Consider the following 17071-nt stretch of genomic DNA (forward strand, 5'->3'; position numbering starts at 1 on the left):
GCTCTTCAGGAGACCGAACGATGACCACAGACACCCAGAGCCGCCTCGCCGCGCTCCTAACGGAACCACCAGCCGGGCGCGTTTACAGCTACTCGCGCTTTTCCACGCCCGAGCAAGCCAAGGGTGATAGCTCACGCCGCCAAGCCGCCGCCGCAGAGCGTTGGGCAGCGCGCCGTGGGCTGGTGCTGGACAGCAGCCTAGCAATCCATGACGAGGGCGTTTCCGCGTTCCGTGGTGCCAACGCGGCGGACGGGGGGCTTGCCCGATTCTTGGAAGCCTGCCGCCGGGGGCTTATCGAGCCCAATTCCTTCCTGCTGGTGGAGAGCCTCGACCGCATCAGCCGAATGCCTCCCCGGAAGGCGCAAACCCTGTTCAACGAGATAGTGGACGCGGGCGTCACCATCGTCACGCTGAACGATGATCAGGAATACACTGCCGAGCGGATGGACAATGACCCCACGTCGCTCCTGATAGCCCTGATGGTGGCTTGGAGGGCTCATGAAGAGTCCAAGACGAAGGGGCGCCGGGTCGCGGCTGCATGGGCTGAGAAGCGCCGGAAGATTGCCGCAGGGGAGACAAAGCGGATGACAGCGCGCGGGCCGTCATGGCTGTTGCTGGATGGGGACTGGTGGAAGGAAGACCCTGCGAAGGCCAAAGTGGTCCGCCGGGTCTTCGCAATGACGCTGGCGGGGTTGGGCGAACACAGTATCGCCAAGACCTTGAATGGCGAAGGGGTGGCGGTCTTTGGACGCGGTAAGCAGTGGCACCGCTCAACAATCTGCAAGCTCCTGCGGAATCCTGCGGTGATCGGGACGCTTGTTCCGGGACATCTGGAGTTTGCCGGCGGCATCAAACGGCGCTGCATGGAATCCCCCGTCCCTCATGCCTTCCCTGCGGTAATCTCCGAAGCGGATTGGCTCGCCGTCCGTGCGATGAAGGATGGCACAGTTCGGCATGTTCGGGGGCGCCACTCCGCTGCCCCCGTCGCGCACTTGCTCGCTGGTCTGGCACGGTGCCCTGCCTGTGGCGCTGCCATGACCCGAGTTAACAAGGGGAGCAGTCCAAAGGGCGGTAAGCCCAAGCTGGTCTGCACAAAGGCCAAGGTGGGCGCCGGATGCTCATACGTGTCTGTGTCAATTGAGCGGGTGGAAGAGGCCATTAAAGCCCATTTGGGCGTGCTCTTGGACAGTGCTCCTTCGGGCGACGGACATTCATCTCTCGACCGTGACATTCGGCACATGGAAGGTGCCGTGTCCGCAACGCAAGACCTCTTGCAGGACCTCACATACACCTTCGACCGTTCCCCCTCATCAATCCTTGCGCAGAGGATTACGCGCGTTGAGGCGGAACTGCGCCTAATGCGGGCGGAGTTGGCTGAACTCGATGAGAGGCGGCAGATGACCGACAAGGGCCTTGTCCACGCTCGCCTAGGGGAGCTCTGGAGCCTTGTGCATCCCGATGGCCCGGAAGCGGAACCGGCAGACACCGGTAGGGTCAATGCGGCCCTGAAGGTGCTGTTCTTGGGCGTAGTGGTGGATTACCGCCAAGGGGGCCTGCGGTTCCTCTGGCGACAGGGCGGGGAAACCGGATTTCAGTATGCTTGGAACGATTGAGCGGCAGAGGCGGCGAGTGGAGAGCCCGCCGCCTCCCTATGCCTGCCAAGAGAGTTTTGCTGAACCCCCAGAGTGATACGGGCCGGGAGGAAGCTAGCACCATCCGGCATAGACGCTCACGCCGCGCCCGGTTGAAGGCCAGAAAATTCCCAAAGAGTGATCTCTTGCTCTCCATTTCGTGTGACAAGTTTCCAGCGGCTAAAGGCAGCGGCCCCTTCTTCACCTGCGGAGGGATAATCGCCCCAAAGGGGGATTGCTTTGATATCCTTGAAACCGTCGCTGAAATCCACAGTCATCAGATGCAACTTCCCGGCTTTAAGCATTAGCACGCCTGCCGGCCCTGTGTAGCGGACGGGGTCATATCGGGACGAGACATCGACGATAAATTCAAGGTGCTCGCTGGAAATGAGCAAGCCTTCGAGTAAGCGCCCTCGTGGAATCGCAAACGAGTTCATTGCGTGCGTGCCGTCAAGGTATGTCGCATAGGCGACCCCATCCCAGTCTACGACAATTGAAGACGGGACGGGGCCATGCAACTGCCACAGCAGGCCATTAGCTGGCCTACCGCCACCGACTTTTCGCGGCTCTAGGCGTGACACTGGGAGCTTCAGCGCATCCTGTTTGTTCGCTTCGCCGGTCATGGACATCCTTCCGTTTCGTTATGTGCCAGATGATACATCCCGGCATTATTAGGTCCACCCCTCCGAAGCGCCTGCGGGCTCGGGGGAAAACCTACCTCAATCTGCCGCGCCTCACAGTGCCTCACAATTAGGCCGCACTCTCGGACTAAGAACCCTTCCCGGTTCACAACCAGAGATACCTCTAGAGTATCCTCAGGACTCCCCCGGCCCCCTCAAGTCCACCTCCCAAATCTTCACAGCATCGGCCAGCCGCTTTCCTCACTTGGCGGCTGTTCAGTGCTGCGCGTCTGTCTTTGCTCCGGGTTGCGGGGCGGGAGCCGGACAGACGCAACCCCATCCCGGCACCAGTGCCGAGACAGCCGGGGCGCCCCGCCTCATTTCAACAACCCGCATAAGGTCAATTGAATGACAGACCCTAACTCCGATCCCTCCAATTTTCTCCCCAGCGATGAGGACATCCTGTCTCAAATCGACTCTGAGGACTTCATGAGCATCCCGAGCTCCGGCACTGTGATCGGAGACCCCTTCTTCCTGTCTCGTTTCCGCGCTCTGCCCACGAAGGTGGATGCTCTCCCACCGGAAGACCGTGACCCCATCATGACTCAAGTTAATCAGCTTCCCGAGTCCATCCGGGACGAAAAGGAAGCCGAGCTCGTGCAGCGCCGTCACCTTGAACTTGCCCGCGCTGCCCGCATTCGTCGTGGTCCCGCCGCTGGCTACAATGCTGTCTTTGAGGAGCAGTCCAGCTTGGCGGCAGAGGTCCGGCAGCTTCAGCGAGAGACGCAGAGGATTACGGAAGAGCTCGCCGTTGTGGCCGAGCGCGATCTTCAGACCGGCGCGGCAACCCTGAAGCATCCGAAGGGCAGCAAGACCTACAACGACTTGGACAATGCGCTCCAGCTTGCCCTGTCGAAAATCGACAGCCTCAGCGGCGGAGATGAGGCACAGCGCCGCATTGGCAAGGCCCGTCAGGTTGAGCTTGAGCGCCGCAAGGCCCGTCTCACCGAGGCATATATTGCTCAGGAGGCGACCCGGCGAGCCGAAGCCAAGCTGATCGACGAGCGTATCGAAAGCCTCGCATCGAGCCGCGCAAATCTCGGACGCTCTGCGGTCTAATCCGTGGTCATCTATCGCCCCGGTGTCGGGCGAATTTATTCGGGGCGAGAGAGCTTCTTCCGGCAATCTTCCGGCCCCTCCCCGGACCCTTACGAGGGCACCAGCGGAGTAGTCACGAGCAGCGTTGTCCTGGCCAACGGTATCACCGTGGAATCCTACGGGGCCACCTACACGCCCCAAGGCTATCCCCCGCTTGCCCCTGAGCAAGAGGAGGTCACCCCGGAAGCCACGCCTCAGCAATCCCAAACCGCCACGCCCAAGCTGGAACGGAACTGGCGCGACGGCTGCGGCTTAGCCCGCGAAGGCTAGCCGCCTTCATACACAAGGCCCGAGGGGCAGCTTCGGCTGTCCCCCGGTGCCCCTCAGCGCTCTTGGAGGAGCTCATGGCCAAACCCGGCCCCAAACCCAAAGCCCCGCCGGTCCCCGTCGCGGATGGCTTCAAGTTCTGTTTTCACTGCCGCACTGCGAAGCCCTGCGGGGAGTTCGCAACCGACCGCCGCGCGGGCGACCGTCTCAAGCACGTCTGCCGGTCCTGCGATGCCGAACGCCGCCGGGCCTTCCGCCTCTCCACCGAAGCATCCCGCCACCGTGCCGAGCAGGCCGCAAAGGCCGCTCGCCGCTCCATCTTCTCTAGAATGAAAGCGGACCTCGCCCCTTCACTAGGCGCAGGTCCGAACCTGTTATGTCGATCCCTACCCATTCCCGTGCCGCCGCTATCGCAGCCAAGTGCCGGGACTGCATTCATGACCCTCTCGCCGCCGGAACTTGGCGGGAGCAGGTGGCTTGCTGCGCAAGCTCCAATTGCCCGCTGCACTCTTTCCGGCCTCTCCCGGCTTCCTGCACAGGCAACCCGGACGCCCTGAAGGCGCTTCGGCAGCGCATTGAGCGGACAGACCGTGAGCCCGGCTAAGATGAAGCGGACCCGCAGAGGCCGGAGGGGCTCAAACAAGGCAAAAAACGCCCGGTCTCTGAGCGTAGAGGCGCCTTCGGCATCTTCAGGTGCTCAACTATCCCCCGGTCAACCGACGCCATCTTTTGGGCTCAGACAGCCCCTTTCTTCCACACAAGCCAAAGGCAATCCCATGCGTTTTCCATTCGCCATGGCAGCGGCAAAGTTGCCGCCTGAAGCCCGCCCACATTACGAGGCGGCTTTTAGCAACAGCCGGCATAGCCCTCCACTGTCGGAAATCGACCAGATAGCGGAACACGCGATTAACCGGGCGGCGCGCTCGGCGAAAGGGCGGCTTCGTTAATGAGCGAGCTAGTTGACCTCTTGACCTGCGATCCAGTCAAAGCCTGCGCTTTAATCTATGAAATCACGGGCTCACTCAGCGCGGAAACTCTTGATGCGATGTCCTTCGCCCACGGCTTAGCCCCCCAAGAATGCGTGGCGGCCTCACTGAGTATGTCGACACACGCTTGGGCGAGCCTCAGCGGCGGCCAGCCCGTCGCGATGCTCGGAGCCGCACCATCCGCAGTACCGGGTTGTGGGCTCGTATGGATGTTGGACACCGCAGCCTATCGGGAAGCTCCCCCGGTGCCTTCCGAAGCTTACAGGCAACTCATCGCCGAACTGCGCGAGACATATCAGACCCTCTGTGCAGTGGCGCAAAACTGCAACGCCATGAGCATCGATCTTCTCAAGAGTCTTGGGTTTGCTCTGCTGCTCGATAAGATCGGGCCATATGGAGAGAGCGAGTTCTTCTCGCTCTACTTTCTCCCAGAGTCGGGCGGATAACATGTGCGCACCATTAGCGCCGGCCATTGTCGCTGGCGTCGTAAGCGTTGTTGGAACAGCCGCAACAGTTATTGGGCAGATCAACACCGCGAAGGCCCAAACCGCCGCCATCAATCAGCAGCTTGAACAAGTTCAGGATGAGAACCGTCTCGCCGCATCGGCCGAAATGTTCGACCGAATGCGCGCCGCGCGCCGCGAGCAGGCCCGCATCCGGGTCGCCGCTGGCGAAGCCGGGCTAGGTCTCAACTCTGGTTCCGTGGGCCAACTCCTCATCGACAGCGCCATGCAGTCCGACCTCGCCAATCAGCGGTCGATTGCAAACCGCGAGAGCAGGGACGCCGCCGCCGTGGCCGAGGCTACTTCCCAAATGTCCTATGTGCAAAAGCCGACCGCGCTTGGTGCAGGCCTTCAGATCGCCTCAGCCGCATCGTCTGCGTGGGTCGACGTGTCGAAAGCAAAGGTCGCCGCCAAGCAAAAGTGACAAATCAGGCAAACCCTCACAGTGGCGGACGGGCGCCCGTCAACATCCGTTGAAGCAGTGGGCGGGCTGCTGTGGGGGATTGTTTCCCATTAGTCCCTTCCCAAACGTGGACGGTCGCTGCTCCTGCAAATTCCTCTTCCCTTTGCGTTATCCCAAATCATATGCTTGATTTCGTCGCATGTTGAACAAGAATACCAGCTTTATTATCGGCGCCGGCGGCAGCAGAGACTTCGGCTTCCCACTCGGAAGCGATTTGAGGGACCGTATTATCGAGGTGCTCTCATACGAAGAGCGGCGAACCGGTTTCGCCGACCGCGCGATTTCATCGATAACTGGTAATGTGTCGATGGCACAGGCAGGGCCTACTCAATGGCCGGTACGGCAAGACGCTTACCGAAAAGCTGCGGCGAAAATACGGAACGGCTTGCCTTTCGCCCGCAGCATCGACGGATTTTTGGATAGTTTGCGCGGCGAGCCAGACATCGAATTCTTAGCGAAATTGGCGATAGCCGCGGTCATCCTGAGGGCGGAAGCGTCATCCGCAATTGCCAACCCTGATTTGGCTGAGGGCCGCCATGTCGATTCGTTGAATCCTGACGTTGTTTCGCTGGCCGAGACTTGGCACGCTCAGCTGGGACAAATTCTGTTTGAGGGGCACACCCGCGATACTCTTGATGACGTATTTAAAAACGCATCTTTTATCGTTTTTAACTACGACAGGTGCCTAGAGGAGTTTCTCGCAACTTCATTGGCGCGCAGGTTCGCGATTGATCGCAGTCGCGCCATTGCGGTCGTAGCTTCCGCCCGGATTGTACACCCATATGGGTTAATGGGTGACCCGTGGAAAGAAGGCGAAAGTCATGTACCGTTTGGCGCCCTAGACGAGCCCGCAGTAGCGAGAAGCGTTGCAGGTATTCGGACATTCTCAGAGTCGTTGGAAGAAGCGACAGGAGAAGCCGTTAAGGACTGTATCGCCAAGGCAGAGACACTGGTTTTCTTGGGTTTCGGCTGGCTTCCTCAGAACATGGAGCTGCTGCGCTGTGACGGGCGCAAGTCTCATGCCCGAAGGGTCTTCGCTACCACGATGGGCATGCCCCCTGGGGAGATCGCCGTCGTGGGCAACCAGCTTGAGGTCGTGCTCGGGCGCTATCAGTACAGCGCGGCGCTGGTGGGCGACCGCCGCGAGAGCTTCGAACTCATACACGAGGGCGGCGATTGCAAATCTTTGATGACAAACTGCTGGCTACGTCTGACTGCCTCGCAATAGAAAACCAACTGCTGCATCGGCATGCAAAGGACGGGCTGTTAACGGCTCACCCCCCCGCCTGTTGCCTTTGGCAACACCCGGCATTCTGACAGACGCCTTGGAGGATAATACCATTGCCAGACTAAATACTCCTCCCGTCCCTCCCGGACAGAAATGGTGCCTCGGGTGCCAAGCGGCGCTCCCGCTCATAGCCTTCCCATCCAATCCACGCCGGCCCGACGGTCGCGAAGCAAGGTGCCGCCCTTGCCTGAAAGAGCAATGGAGATTGGCTCAGGAGCGCCGGGCGATTGTTCGGGATGCCGCCCATAGGATCATGGCCCGGCAAGCGCTGACGAGGCTTGCAGGCCAGAGGGTCTAGGATGGGACAAAAAATGCCCTCTTCTGGACCGTAGGAGAGCGAAAGAGGGCTGAGTCGACCTGGGGAGCCCGGAAGATAGAGACGCCAACTTTCTGTCCAATATACCCCACTTACACCATCCTAGAGCGGAAAGGCCCGTCCCCGTTCGCTGTAAGGATCATTAAACAGGGGTGTGCGTTTCGTCTCTGCTTGAAAAAGTGACGTCCAAGATGCGTCTGCCTGAAGCTTCGTTGGAGAGGGTCTTTTGCAGGTTTTTGAAATGCTTGGCTCCGATGACTTTAATATCGGACCACATGCTCTTGCGCTGTTCATCGCTTATCTGCTTGCGCTCCCTATCGGATGGCACCGAGAGAAGGAGGAGCGAAGCGCGGGCCTGCGAACATTCCCATTAGTTGCGCTGGCTACCTGCGGGATGATCCAGGCGTCTGAAACCCTAACCGCCAACAGCCCTGAGGCAATGGCCCGCATCGTAGAGGGTCTAATCACCGGTATGGGGTTCATAGGTGGGGGCGCCATACTCCGACTGAAGGACTCTGTTAAAGGCACAGCCACCGCCGCGAGCCTGTGGGTCACTGGCGCAATAGGCGCTTCTGTGGGCTTGGGAGCTTACGACGTGGCGCTTATGCTATCGCTCACCACGCTCGCTACCCTGTGGCTCCTATCGCCGCTCAAGCATCAGGAAAGCTCGCGAGAGGATGAAATTCAATAAATCCGTTTCCGCTTCCCGCGCGCGAGCCTGAAACGCTGCATGTTGCGAAGCATGGCCACACGGGAAGTCCGGTTAGTTTTGCCACAAATTTCCGAAGCCCCATACGTTACTGCGTTCCGCGCCGTTCCCCCCGTAGGGGGGTGAGGGGGCAGCTCGGCCACGTCCAAGTGTAGGTCGGCCCATCTGCGGAACCCGACGGCTAGTAGGAAAACAAAAGGGGACACCTAAACTGCGGCGGATATCTCTCATGCTCGCGAGACAGTCTGAGATACCCCAAAAAATACCCCATCGCGGCCCCTACAGCAGCGAAAGGCTCCTCCGGCAACCTGAGGGTGTTGGCGGAGACCGGAGGCGGGTTTTGGTGCCCGGATGAGTGCTTTTTCTCCACACGGTTGCGGCGCCTCGCGAGAAAAAGGAATGCCCCAGCTTCCAGAGGAAACCGGGGCAATCGATTAGGCCGCACTCTCGGACTAAAGGGTGGAAGATTTTCTTAGGATACTTAGGTATCCTTATGAACTCCGAAGGCTCCCGCAGGGGCTATCCCGTCCCCTCCTCCCTGTTTCTCTTTCAAATACCGTCTCAGATCGCGGATGCTGCGTAGGGTCTTCTGCCTCTCTGCGTAAAGGACACGCGCCCTCTGTTCCAACATGGGCAAAACCTGTTCTGGGTTCTGAGACCACCACGTCCTTACCGGACAGGTCGCTGCCCTGCGGACGCGACGACGCGAATCAGCCGCAACCCGGCGGCAGTGTTCGGCATATTCCTCGAGTTCCGGCTCTACATCAAACTTCCAACTCATCGGGGTCCCCCGCCTAGTTACTGAGGGGAGTTCAGTTAGAGGCTAGATCGGGGCACGTCACCAGAATTGAAATTCCGTTAGCCTGAGGGTTCAAAGAGTCTGGCGGATTTCCGCAGGTTCCGAATTAGAGCACGAGTCCAAGCGAGTCCTCTTTGCGGTGAACCGTTCCCATCTCCTTCCCATTTCTATGGCTCACAAGGTGTAAGTTAGGCGCTAGGCTCACAACATAGCTTGACAGGCTGATTGAGCCGGTCATATGAGCCAACTTGTCAGGACCTCTAACTTGTGAGCCAGTCATGTCGCACCGTATTGCCTATTACCGTGTCTCGACCGCAGACCAGTCGATAGAAGCTCAACGCTCGACAATGGGCGGGGGCTTCGATCAGGAGTTCACGGACGAAGGCGTGAGCGGCGGCATCATGGCCGCAGACCGTCCCGGCTTCGCTGCCATGCTGAAGAGCGTGAGGAGCGGAGACACCCTGCATGTCTATGCGGTGGACCGCCTCGGGCGTGACGCTATCGATGTTCAAGCCACTGTCCGGCGCCTGCTGGACGCTGGCGTGACTGTGGACGTTCACGGCATCGGCCCGATTGGCCGGGGGGTCGGGGAACTCATCCTAGCCGTCCTGGCGCAGGTGGCAGAGATGGAACGCCGCAGGATTGCAGAGCGTACCGAGGCAGGCCGGAAGGCAGCTCGAAGGGCTCTTGCGGAAACCGGCAGGACCCATCGGGGCAAAGAGAGCCTCGGCAGGCCATTTGCGAAGGATGCCGCAGAGGTCCGCAGGTGGCGGCAGGAGCGCGGGGCGTCCATTAAGGGGACTGCGGAGCACTTCGGGCTCAGTCTGGCGACCGTGAAGAGGTATTGCTCACAGCCCGGAGGGTAGAAGTCCTGGTTAACTCGTGCTTGCTAGATGCCCTGCTTTTTTTGACCCCCGCTCAGCGCTCTACAATCGCAACGTCGAAGACGTGCTGTTCGTCACCAACCGAAATCACCATTGTCGCTTTAGCCGTCCCTTTGATTTTTCGAGCCTTCTTAGGGAGCTCAAAAGTCACCAGTCCCCCAAAAGAACTCTCAGGGTCTACCGTAGTCGTCCGCACGAATGCGCGGAGACCTTCTAGATTGGCGGCATTAGTGGCGGCTAAGCGGTCGAAGAGCTGTTGGTTTTGGACATTTGCCGTAGCTTGCGCAGCATATGCCACTCCCGGATTGTAAGCGGTGTAGGTTCCGCTCCCGAAGCTGTTAATCGTCCCCGCTCTACTGAACGACGTTGCCGAGTATGAGGTTGAGCCGTAGCTTGTTCCGGCCTGTGAGGCTGCGAAACTGTTGGACGCCGCAGAGAGCCCGGTAGCAATGGCGGCCCACATCTGCCGACTCTTCTCCTCTTTTAACAACCTCTCGTAGGGAACAACGGCCACAGTTTCTCCGTCACTCATAGTGATTGCGACGTTTTCTGAGCCGAAATTGATTGGCGCACCGGCTGCGTTGAATATCAGCAGAGAGAAACTGCCACGTTTGCCAACCGGCTCCTCACTCTCAAAAACCCGCACACTACTATATGCGAGGGCACTCTCCACAGTTTCGACGCCTGCATCCATGCGCGAGCGTTGCGTTTCTCCCACGGGATTGAGGTCTAAGTAACGCTTCTTGGAATGAGCAGGGGCGACGGTCAGAGCCAACGCCGCAAGAGCAATAAACGTCTTTGAAATTTTCATGTTATATCCCCCCGGATAACTCCCGTTAACAATGGAGATAACGTTCGACATGGCAAGCGCTTATTGTAGCACGTCGACGTTAGAGTGCCCGCGACCTTCTGCCTCTGCGGCAACAATGGTGGCGTTATTAGCTATCTCCCTTGTGACGCTACCCACACCTTCGAGAGGGCACGGCGGCGGGTTAGCTGCGGACGGCTGCCATATGGACCGCAGCACCGGAACCCGGCATTGCCACAGAGGGTTAGCAGGTTCTGCACCGCTGCAATCTGCACACCCAGCTAGGCTCACGAGAAGTGACAATGGAACTGTCTATTATCCGAACTGCTCAGCGGCCAGGGCAGCCGGAGCAGCGCCGGTTTACCGAGGGCAGCCCGGATACGGCACGCACTTGGACCGTGATGGGGATGGTAAAGGATGCGAATGATTGCGGCGCCCATCGTCTTCAGCGGAGCTCTGGCTCTTGCAGCCTGTAGCAATTCCGACCGCTACGATGAGGGTTACGAGAAAGGCTTTGCTGACGCAGAGGCCGAAAGCCAGAGAAAAATTGAGTTGCTAGAGCGCGTCATTGAGGATGCTGAGTCAGAGGCCTCAAATGTTAGAAGTGCGTTCGACGACGCTCAAGCGGCGGCTGCTGAGGTGAAGGGTGAGGCGGAGCGTTTCAGCTACGAGGATTGGCAATATGTGGTCGGCTCCGTGCAGGGTTCGGCTTCCGAAGCGGAGGATGCAGTAGACCAAATCGGCGAGTCGCTCGGAAGCTTAGAGAGCACATTAGCTTCCTACTAGGAACTGCTTTGGTGCAACTTGTTTGTCTTAGCGCCGCACTTGACCCTCAGCGCTGCGGATGCCCCTAAGCTTTCCGGATCAGTTCTGAGGACCCCCGCCATCCTCTCAAGCTCCCCTTCCGCCACCTCAGCACCCCGGACCAACTCTTGCAGCCGCTCCATCGGCACCCCGGACTTCTTGCTCAGCTTCTCCATTGAAACGCACTGCTGCATCATCCAAGCATCAAGCCAGCCGGAGCCCGTGCCTATCATGCGGGCTACGGTGCAGTTTTCAGACCAGACAAGCGGCAGATGAACAATCGGTTGTTCGCACTTCCGACGCTTGGAGGGGCTCACGGCGTCTCAGGGAACAACGGCAGAGGCTCCGCGACGCGGGAGACTGTCACGGCCTGATCGATCCCGGACACCGTGAACCATTCAACGGGCCATTGGACTTCGACGCCTTGGCCTTGGGGCACCACGAGGCCGGCGCCAGCGGTCGCAACCTTGAATTGAGTTGGGGAAGGAGGTCCGGGGGAGACTTCAAGCAGCGTTCCGTCGCTGAGAGCAACGGCGGCGGGCCATTGAGGCACCTTGACGGAGCGGCTTACATCGCCTGCGAATGTGAGGGCGTCGGAAGCGGGCGAGAGTGCGATAGTGAGAGACATGGGGGGCTCCTCCTGAGTCGGAAGAGAATAGAACAAACAAGGAACATGGTCACGCGATGTTGCGCTCAACTCATCGCCATTAGCTGGCTGGGAAACGTGACGGCGAGGGAGAGCGCATCGTCCAAATCCGCCCTGAGCCACCGGTCATAGTCCTCCGGGTGCAAAATGACCGGGCAGGCTTTGGGGTGGACCGCTCCAACAATGTGAGCGGAAGGGTCTCCGTCGTATCCACAAGTGAGGAAGGAAAACACCGGGTCGCCCTCGGTGGGCCGCCAGATACCGGCGAAAGCGAAGATCGGCTCGGAAGGCACCCGGAACCAAAATGGCCGCTTCTTGCCGGTCTCAGGCATCGGGGCGGCCGACCATTCCTGAAACTCCGTCACAGGCACTAGACAGCGCCGCTTGGGACTGACCAGCGCGGACTTCCAAAATGGGCTTGTGTAGCTGCGAACGTTCGTGACCGGCTTGCCGTTGAACGGAAAGCCCCAGAGCATCGCGGACGTGACCCGTGCGCCGTCCTGCTCCCGAACCACTAAGCCGGGCTTGCCGGGGGCGACATAGTCCTTGTCCATCTGGACTTCAGAGCGAGGATCATTCGGGGCGTTGAAGTGCCTACTGACCTCTTCTCGGGAGGCCCGGAGATTGAAAAGGTTGCACATGAGAGCAATTTGCTCGCAGTCTCAATCGAATGCAAATTGCATCAAAATTCGTTTGCATCTTGCAAACTGTGGGAGTCTAAGGGTGACGGTCCGCCGCGAGGTGGTCAGACTATCCTACCCGGGCTCAACGGGACGGATACGACCGGCAGTGGGAACAAACATGCTCCCATTTGCCGAACCGAAAGCGCCAGTAATTGATGACTGACACAGCTTTCGGCCACGCGCAGATGATACGCATCGACTTTCTCCTGTGGGTCCGGGGTTAAAGCCCCGGGCTCCGGGACGCCCCATGCGCCCCGGGCGGCATCAGCACGCAGTGGGGCTTGGCAGAAGAAAGACGGCGGACCGTCGCGAGTCGTTATGACCTCCGTCGTCCGAATGTCGAGTCCCTATGCAAAATTTTCCACAGGAACATTGCCGGAACCCCCGAGCGCATGTTTCTCGACTACAGGACTTAAACTTCGCTTTATATCAGAAGCCGCTCCCCGGCCCCCGGTGCGAGGCAATCATGGCTGCGATTAACTTTGGACCGAACGCAAAATTACGAGACGATATTTAGGCGTGCACGGGCTCCAACTGCAATTGTGTGCCTGGATTGGCGGCTGCGGCGACTTTAGGATTTACCCGCCTCTCATTCGTGTTTCATTGCCCGAAACTAACCTTCGTCGCTATCAGTCGCTCGGGGCCATTGATGCTCAACCATTGGAGAGTGAAACGTGGAGCGCTTAGACGCGTGGTTAGCCAAGACGATCTTCTGGCCAATCATCATCAAGGTTTGTCAGGAAACCGGCTGCTCCAAATGGGCCTTCGGGCGCCTCTGCGCGTTTATTTGGATTTGCGGCGTGATCCTCACGACGAAAGAATGGACGTGGTTCTGGAGCATCTTCATTGCACTGATTGCCATCGGTGAGACTGTATCGGTCGGCCTGCGCAAAGACGCGCCCTACGGCCAAAGCGGTATCGCCCGTGCGGTCTTCTGGTTTTCGCTGGCTCTCGAATTGCCCTCGGTAGCGGCGGGGGATGGCCAACTGGCTCGCCCGGCTTCTACACTCGCTATGCTGTTCAGCCTCTATGCGGCAACGCTGCCCACGGTGCCCCCCAAACGGCGCAGGGAGGACAAGAAGGTGCTAGAAGCAAAAGCCTCAGCTTAGCTTGCCGTGGCCTTGGGGGAACAGTTAAGAAGAACCCGGCTGCATGTTTAGCACCAAGGCTGCCGCCGACCGGTCCAGCTCCTCGCAAGCCCCTCACCGACCATTACGCCCCCCAGAGACTGGCCGTCCCTCACAAGGACCCGCAGCTTTCTCCCGTAGCGGTCAACATCGCGCCCGTCGCTCGCCACCTGAGCCTCAAAGGGACCCGCGTTGACCAGCTCTGCCAGCCGCCGCGTCGCGCGGTTCCCCAGGTCCGCCTCAGCGTCACAGCGGGGTGGATGGGTCTCCGGTGCGTCGATGTCGGCCACCCTGATCTTCTCGCCGTTCATCCACAGCGTGTCACCATCGACCACACAGTTTAGCCCACCGCCCTCGTGGCACAGTGAGAAGGTCGCGGGGGCGGCGAGGGGCGCATGGGGCACCGCTGAAGGCTTTGAGGGGACATAGAGGCTTCCCACGCCCACGACGGCGCCTATGAGCGCTGCAGCGCCCAAGATCGCATAGGCCTTCACCTCAGAGCCCAATCAAACGCCGTAGCGCTTGTTGCCGCCGCTTGTGATGCAATACCGGCCCCCGCGAGGCCCTATGCACACCGTGCCACCACTACACGGGCAGCTCGATCCGCCGTAGACGCCGCTTCCGGTCGAACGACGAGTGGAGGACGCGCTGCGCTTCTTTTTCGGCCGCGAGAGCTTCGCTGACTGGTTAAACAATGAGTAGCTTCCCGCAGACCGTCGGTTCGACGATCTTGCGGCGGTGCTCCGCGTTCGTTGCGCGGATGAACTCGCCGCCGCAACGAAGCTCGTAGAGATGAACCGCGAGCTTACCCAGCAAGAGGGAGTAGCAAGCCGTGACCACCCCGCTCCGGCCTCCACCACGGACACTTCCTGACCCTGCCGGAGCTTCGCGACAATAGAGGCCTTGGCATCCGGGCCAGCCCGGCAGTTCACCGTCGTCCCATTGATGTAAGCCGCGCCTGCCGGCGATGTAACGGCGCACGTCGTCATAACCACGACAACGCGGGCAACTCGCAGCAGTAATGATTTCATGGAACATCCCCCGAGTTCAGGAAGACGATACATTCGAGCTTACATCGCCGCAACCTATGCCCTCTAGCGAGGAGGCTTCCGATAGCGAATGACGCATTCTATAAGGATTTCATTCTCAAACGCGATTAGTTCCTCCCAGGGTCTTGAAGTCCCCAACGGAACCAGATTATGCCCGCCAGCCGCCGCGATCTCCAGCGCCCGCTTGGCGACCTCCTGGCCCTTCACTTGCCGCAGATCCGGCCCCGGCACCGGCAGTTCGACCGTCCCGGGTGCCGGGCGCGGCAGCACCGTCGCGCCCTTGAGATGATTGATGAGACCGAGCAGATCCGGCGCGGCCAGCACGCCTTCCGAACCTGCCCAGGCAGCCTCCGACCCCTGCGCCGCCGGGCAGATCAGCGTCTTGTCCGCCTGCGCCGCATGGAGCGCGGCCAGCAGCACGCCCGGCACCGGCGCGATGCGCCCGTCCAACCCCAGCTCACCCACGACGAGATGATCGGCCAGTTGCTCGGCATCCACCACGCCCATCGCCCCCAGCAAGGCGAGCGCAATCGGCAGATCGTAATGCGAGCCTTCCTTGGGCAGGTCGGCCGGCGAAAGATTGACTGTGATGCGCTTGGGCGGCAGCGAGAGGCCAATGGCGGCGATGGCATTGCGCACGCGCTCGCGGCTTTCCGCCACGGCCTTGTCGGCCAGCCCGACGACGATGAAGTTCGGCAAGCCGGAGACAAGCTGGCACTGCACCTCGACAGGCCGGGCCTCCAGCCCGAGAAACGCCACCGTTTCCACCGTCGCAACCAAGCTTGCCCCCTCTTTGTTCCCCTCCCTGTCTATGTCGGGTCAGAGGGGCAAAGTCGAGCCGCTTTCGTTGGGCTGGTATCGAGCCGGCAAGTTGAACAGCGCCGCGAAGCGCGCCTCCAGCGCCGCATCGCCACTCACGCTGAGCTCGCCCGTCTCGGCAAGCTGGTCGACGGGCATCTTGCCGTAGAAGCGCTTGGCAAGGCCGCGCGCGCTACCCTCATAGGCGAAGTCCGGCGCCGAGACCTCGCCGGCTTCGACATGATAAAGCCCGCGATCCAGACTGGCGCGATAGGGCGTGCCGTCAATGCGAAAGCCGACCTGCAGCACCATCTCCGCCGCCGCTGCCCGATCCAGATTGATCTTGAAGGAGAGCATCATGGCCGTGCCGTTGAGCGGCAGCATCCGGTCATGCGTCGGCGAGCGATAGGCCCATTGCGCCATCGCCAGCACCATCGGCTCGGCCTCCTTGCCCCATGGCGTCAGGCCATAAACCTGCACATTGGCGGGCGGCGGCAAGCGCAGACGCTCGACAATGTGGCGCTCCTCCAGCTCTGTCAGGCGCTGGGTGAGCACATTGGCGCTCAGCCCCGGCAGGGCCGCGCGTAGATCGGAAAAGCGGCGCGGCCCCAGCAGCAATTCGCGGACGACAAGCAGCGCCCAGCGCTCGCCGACCAGATCGAGCCCGTGCGCAAGGCCGCAGGCATCATCAAATCGACGCTTTTGAGGGAGTTTCGACTCGTTAGTTATTTTTTCTAACTCCATGGTTGCAACATTTAAGTCTGTGGGTCAGGATCGTCAAGGCGAACCGAGTCGGTCGGCTCGCTACCGGAGAGGAAACGCGCTGCCCATGGAACGGATGATTTTCGTCAATCTGCCAGTGACCGATCTGTCGAGATCGATGCACTTCTATGAGGCGATCGGCGCCGTCAATGTGCCGGAGTTTACGGATGATAGCGCCGCCATGATGCGCTTTTCGGACGCGATCTGCGTCATGCTGCTCACCCGCCCGCGCTTCTCGAGCTACACCGACCGGGAGATCATCGACGCCCACCGCAGCGCGCAGGCGGCCTTTGCCCTGAGCGAGCAAAGCCGTGAGGCCGTGGACGATATGGTCCAGCGCGGCGCCGGCAGCGGCGGTCTCGCAGATCCCAACCCCATGCAAGACCATGGCTTCATGTACGCGCGCAGCATCGCCGATCCCGATGGGCACATCTGGGAGCCGGTATGGATGGACATGAGCGCAATGCCTGAGCCTGCCTAATTGCCACACGACGGAGACACGCCATGTCCTTTCAGGCCTATCTCGATACCATTCGGACAAAGACCGGCCAGTCGCCGGACGATCTGCGCGCCTATGCCGCCTTTCACGGCTTTCTCGATGACGAGAAGAGACTGAAGCCGGACGTGAAGGCCGCGACGCTGATCGCCAGTCTCAAGCGCGATTTCGATCTTGGCCGGGGCCACGCGATGGCCGTCTACGCCCTGCTCAAGGGCATTCGCAAGGAAGGCGATTGAGCGCGCCCATCGCCTCAGCGCATCCGATGAGAGGA

18 protein-coding genes and 1 pseudogene are annotated in these 17071 nt (G+C 60.3%); 12 read left to right on the forward strand and 7 right to left on the reverse strand.

Annotated elements, in window-relative coordinates:
* Window positions 1-20: 20 nt before the first annotated feature.
* A complete protein-coding gene (locus M2337_RS02545) occupies window positions 21-1613 on the forward strand; it encodes a recombinase family protein (RefSeq protein WP_264571566.1) in 1593 nt (530 codons plus the stop codon).
* Between the two features lie 116 nt (window positions 1614-1729).
* On the opposite strand, the gene M2337_RS02550 is transcribed toward M2337_RS02545, so the two are convergent.
* Window positions 1730-2254, reverse strand: a complete 525-nt coding sequence (locus M2337_RS02550; RefSeq protein ID WP_264571567.1) for a hypothetical protein — start codon at window positions 2252-2254, stop codon at window positions 1730-1732.
* A gap of 405 nt (window positions 2255-2659) precedes the next feature.
* Here M2337_RS02550 and M2337_RS02555 point away from each other — a divergent pair, with 405 nt between their 5' ends.
* The 6 genes from M2337_RS02555 (at window position 2660) to M2337_RS02580 (ending at window position 9606) form a co-directional block, all read left to right on the forward strand.
* A complete protein-coding gene (locus M2337_RS02555) occupies window positions 2660-3370 on the forward strand; it encodes a hypothetical protein (RefSeq protein WP_264571568.1) in 711 nt (236 codons plus the stop codon).
* Window positions 3371-4622: 1252 nt separating this feature from the next.
* Window positions 4623-5108, forward strand: coding sequence for a hypothetical protein (locus M2337_RS02560; protein WP_264571569.1), 486 nt, complete (start codon window positions 4623-4625; stop codon window positions 5106-5108).
* Window position 5109: 1 nt separating this feature from the next.
* Complete coding sequence (locus M2337_RS02565) at window positions 5110-5589, forward strand: hypothetical protein (RefSeq protein WP_264588583.1); 480 nt, start codon at window positions 5110-5112, stop codon at window positions 5587-5589.
* A 178-nt stretch (window positions 5590-5767) separates the two neighbouring features.
* Window positions 5768-6856 (forward strand): hypothetical protein, encoded by a 1089-nt coding sequence (locus M2337_RS02570; RefSeq protein WP_264571571.1) that lies wholly within the window; start codon window positions 5768-5770, stop codon window positions 6854-6856.
* Between the two features lie 602 nt (window positions 6857-7458).
* Window positions 7459-7923 carry an MgtC/SapB family protein gene (locus tag M2337_RS02575; RefSeq protein ID WP_264571572.1) on the forward strand — a complete coding sequence of 155 codons (465 nt, stop codon included), beginning with the start codon at window positions 7459-7461 and terminating at the stop codon, window positions 7921-7923.
* 1095 nt (window positions 7924-9018) lie between these two features.
* Window positions 9019-9606: a recombinase family protein gene (locus M2337_RS02580; RefSeq protein ID WP_264571573.1), complete on the forward strand. Its 588-nt coding sequence runs from the start codon at window positions 9019-9021 to the stop codon at window positions 9604-9606.
* A gap of 52 nt (window positions 9607-9658) precedes the next feature.
* On the opposite strand, the gene M2337_RS02585 is transcribed toward M2337_RS02580, so the two are convergent.
* Window positions 9659-10486 carry a hypothetical protein gene (locus M2337_RS02585; protein WP_264571574.1) on the reverse strand — a complete coding sequence of 276 codons (828 nt, stop codon included), beginning with the start codon at window positions 10484-10486 and terminating at the stop codon, window positions 9659-9661.
* A 151-nt stretch (window positions 10487-10637) separates the two neighbouring features.
* On the opposite strand from M2337_RS02585, the gene M2337_RS02590 reads away from it, so the two are divergent.
* Both M2337_RS02590 and M2337_RS02595 read left to right on the forward strand, forming a co-directional pair.
* On the forward strand, window positions 10638-10859 hold the full coding sequence (locus M2337_RS02590) for an excalibur calcium-binding domain-containing protein (RefSeq protein ID WP_264571575.1): 222 nt from the start codon (window positions 10638-10640) through the stop codon (window positions 10857-10859).
* The gene (locus M2337_RS02595; RefSeq protein WP_264571576.1) at window positions 10856-11218 is read left to right on the forward strand and encodes a hypothetical protein; all 363 of its coding nucleotides are present in this window, start codon (window positions 10856-10858) and stop codon (window positions 11216-11218) included. The genes M2337_RS02590 and M2337_RS02595 overlap by 4 nt, the downstream gene beginning before the upstream one ends.
* Window positions 11219-11929: 711 nt before the next feature.
* Here M2337_RS02595 and M2337_RS02600 read toward each other — a convergent pair.
* The gene (locus M2337_RS02600) at window positions 11930-12523 is read right to left on the reverse strand and encodes an SOS response-associated peptidase (RefSeq protein ID WP_264571577.1); all 594 of its coding nucleotides are present in this window, start codon (window positions 12521-12523) and stop codon (window positions 11930-11932) included.
* 716 nt (window positions 12524-13239) lie between these two features.
* Between M2337_RS02600 and M2337_RS02605 the strand changes: the two genes are divergently transcribed.
* A complete protein-coding gene (locus tag M2337_RS02605; RefSeq protein ID WP_264571578.1) occupies window positions 13240-13674 on the forward strand; it encodes a hypothetical protein in 435 nt (144 codons plus the stop codon).
* 47 nt (window positions 13675-13721) lie between these two features.
* On the opposite strand, the gene M2337_RS02610 is transcribed toward M2337_RS02605, so the two are convergent.
* The 4 genes and pseudogenes from M2337_RS02610 to M2337_RS02620 all read right to left on the reverse strand — a co-directional run bounded on the left by M2337_RS02610 (window position 13722) and on the right by M2337_RS02620 (window position 16283).
* Window positions 13722-14186 carry a thermonuclease family protein gene (locus M2337_RS02610; RefSeq protein WP_264571579.1) on the reverse strand — a complete coding sequence of 155 codons (465 nt, stop codon included), beginning with the start codon at window positions 14184-14186 and terminating at the stop codon, window positions 13722-13724.
* A gap of 12 nt (window positions 14187-14198) precedes the next feature.
* Window positions 14199-14756 (reverse strand): SH3 domain-containing protein, encoded by a 558-nt coding sequence (locus tag M2337_RS17280; protein WP_413716218.1) that lies wholly within the window; start codon window positions 14754-14756, stop codon window positions 14199-14201.
* A gap of 87 nt (window positions 14757-14843) precedes the next feature.
* Window positions 14844-15521 (reverse strand): annotated as a pseudogene (locus tag M2337_RS02615) (magnesium chelatase domain-containing protein); the annotation flags it as partial.
* 39 nt (window positions 15522-15560) lie between these two features.
* Window positions 15561-16283, reverse strand: a complete 723-nt coding sequence (locus M2337_RS02620) for a winged helix-turn-helix transcriptional regulator (protein WP_264571580.1) — start codon at window positions 16281-16283, stop codon at window positions 15561-15563.
* A gap of 85 nt (window positions 16284-16368) precedes the next feature.
* Here M2337_RS02620 and M2337_RS02625 point away from each other — a divergent pair, with 85 nt between their 5' ends.
* Together M2337_RS02625 and M2337_RS02630 are read left to right on the forward strand one after the other, a co-directional pair.
* A complete protein-coding gene (locus tag M2337_RS02625) occupies window positions 16369-16782 on the forward strand; it encodes a VOC family protein (protein WP_264571581.1) in 414 nt (137 codons plus the stop codon).
* Window positions 16783-16805: 23 nt separating this feature from the next.
* Window positions 16806-17036 carry a DUF4287 domain-containing protein gene (locus M2337_RS02630; RefSeq protein WP_264571582.1) on the forward strand — a complete coding sequence of 77 codons (231 nt, stop codon included), beginning with the start codon at window positions 16806-16808 and terminating at the stop codon, window positions 17034-17036.
* Window positions 17037-17071: the final 35 nt, after the last annotated feature.

Source organism: Sphingobium sp. B2D3A (assembly GCF_025961795.1).
Lineage (GTDB): Bacteria > Pseudomonadota > Alphaproteobacteria > Sphingomonadales > Sphingomonadaceae > Sphingobium.

Bases quoted from the DNA above. Each gene is read 5' to 3' on its own strand.
- M2337_RS02595 (WP_264571576.1), top strand. From the start codon at position 10,856: ATGATTGCGGCGCCCATCGTCTTCAGCGGAGCTCTGGCTCTTGCAGCC.
- M2337_RS02565 (WP_264588583.1), top strand. From the start codon at position 5,110: ATGTGCGCACCATTAGCGCCGGCCATTGTCGCTGGCGTCGTAAGCGTT.
- M2337_RS02590 (WP_264571575.1), top strand. From the start codon at position 10,638: ATGGACCGCAGCACCGGAACCCGGCATTGCCACAGAGGGTTAGCAGGT.
- M2337_RS17280 (WP_413716218.1), bottom strand. From the start codon at position 14,756: ATGTATCGTCTTCCTGAACTCGGGGGATGTTCCATGAAATCATTACTG.
- M2337_RS02580 (WP_264571573.1), top strand. From the start codon at position 9,019: ATGTCGCACCGTATTGCCTATTACCGTGTCTCGACCGCAGACCAGTCG.
- M2337_RS02560 (WP_264571569.1), top strand. From the start codon at position 4,623: ATGAGCGAGCTAGTTGACCTCTTGACCTGCGATCCAGTCAAAGCCTGC.
- M2337_RS02620 (WP_264571580.1), bottom strand. From the start codon at position 16,283: ATGGAGTTAGAAAAAATAACTAACGAGTCGAAACTCCCTCAAAAGCGT.
- M2337_RS02625 (WP_264571581.1), top strand. From the start codon at position 16,369: ATGGAACGGATGATTTTCGTCAATCTGCCAGTGACCGATCTGTCGAGA.
- M2337_RS02545 (WP_264571566.1), top strand. From the start codon at position 21: ATGACCACAGACACCCAGAGCCGCCTCGCCGCGCTCCTAACGGAACCA.
- M2337_RS02585 (WP_264571574.1), bottom strand. From the start codon at position 10,486: ATGTCGAACGTTATCTCCATTGTTAACGGGAGTTATCCGGGGGGATAT.
- M2337_RS02555 (WP_264571568.1), top strand. From the start codon at position 2,660: ATGACAGACCCTAACTCCGATCCCTCCAATTTTCTCCCCAGCGATGAG.
- M2337_RS02600 (WP_264571577.1), bottom strand. From the start codon at position 12,523: ATGTGCAACCTTTTCAATCTCCGGGCCTCCCGAGAAGAGGTCAGTAGG.
- M2337_RS02630 (WP_264571582.1), top strand. From the start codon at position 16,806: ATGTCCTTTCAGGCCTATCTCGATACCATTCGGACAAAGACCGGCCAG.
- M2337_RS02550 (WP_264571567.1), bottom strand. From the start codon at position 2,254: ATGACCGGCGAAGCGAACAAACAGGATGCGCTGAAGCTCCCAGTGTCA.
- M2337_RS02570 (WP_264571571.1), top strand. From the start codon at position 5,768: ATGTTGAACAAGAATACCAGCTTTATTATCGGCGCCGGCGGCAGCAGA.